At 49.1% G+C, this 1,048-nt stretch carries 2 rRNA genes; both read left to right on the top strand.

Annotated features, from left to right (window positions below):
• Positions 1 to 57: ribosomal RNA gene (locus tag ACI1P2_RS31370) — 16S ribosomal RNA — on the top strand; the annotation flags it as partial.
• Positions 58 to 459: 402 nt separating this feature from the next.
• Positions 460 to 1,048, top strand: a 23S ribosomal RNA gene (locus tag ACI1P2_RS31375); the annotation flags it as partial.

Here is a 1,048-nt window from a genome sequence, read left to right on the forward strand (position 1 = left end):
GGGGTGAAGTCGTAACAAGGTAGCCGTATCGGAAGGTGCGGCTGGATCACCTCCTTTCTATGGAGAATCGCTTCCTGCAACGGAAGCATTCAAATAACGGAGCTTAGGCTTCCGAAGTAGCTTTGCTTCGCAAAGCTTTTAACTCACTCGTTGCTCAGTTTTGAGAGCTCAAACTCTCAATAAATACTGCATGAAATTCATTCAGAGATGAACCGAATTTCAAACAGGATGCTGTTTCACAGAAACAGCGTTGCACCTTGAAAACTGGATACCGAAACGAAACATTGCGTTTTAGAACATTCCTTTTAGCTGAGCTTGTGTCAACAAGCGAAGAATAAATGGTAGCGCGAAATGTAGCGGGATTGAGGATCCTTTGTGAGTTTGTTTCTACCTCTGAATGGTTTATTCCAATCAAGAAACAGATGAGCAACAGAGCCGAAAGCCCGGTACATGAGCAATGGTTAAGCTACTAAGAGCACACGGAGGATGCCTAGGCGCCAGAAGCCGACGAAGGACGTGGCGAACGACGAAATGCCTCGGGGAGCTGTAAGCAAGCTTCGATCCGGGGATGTCCGAATGGGGAAACCCGGCTGTCGTAATTGGCAGTCACTATTCACTGAATACATAGGTGAATGAGAGGCATACCAGGGGAACTGAAACATCTAAGTACCCTGAGGAAGAGAAAACAATAGTGATTCCGTCAGTAGCGGCGAGCGAACGCGGATTAGCCCAAACCAGGAAGCTTGCTTCCTGGGGTTGTGGGACGTCTCACATGGAGTTACAAAGGAATATGGTAGGTGAAGAGGTCTGGAAAGGCCCGCTAGAAGAGGTAAAAGCCCTGTAGCCGAAAGTGTATTCCCTCCGAGACGGATCCCGAGTAGTGCGGGGCACGTGAAACCCCGTATGAATCCGGCAGGACCATCTGCCAAGGCTAAATACTCTCTGGCGACCGATAGTGAAGCAGTACCGTGAGGGAAAGGTGAAAAGCACCCCGGGAGGGGAGTGAAATAGAACCTGAAACCGTGTGCTTACAAGAAGTCAGAGCCCT

It is taken from the genome of Paenibacillus jiangxiensis, assembly GCF_046098255.1.
Lineage (GTDB): Bacteria > Bacillota > Bacilli > Paenibacillales > Paenibacillaceae > Paenibacillus > Paenibacillus jiagnxiensis.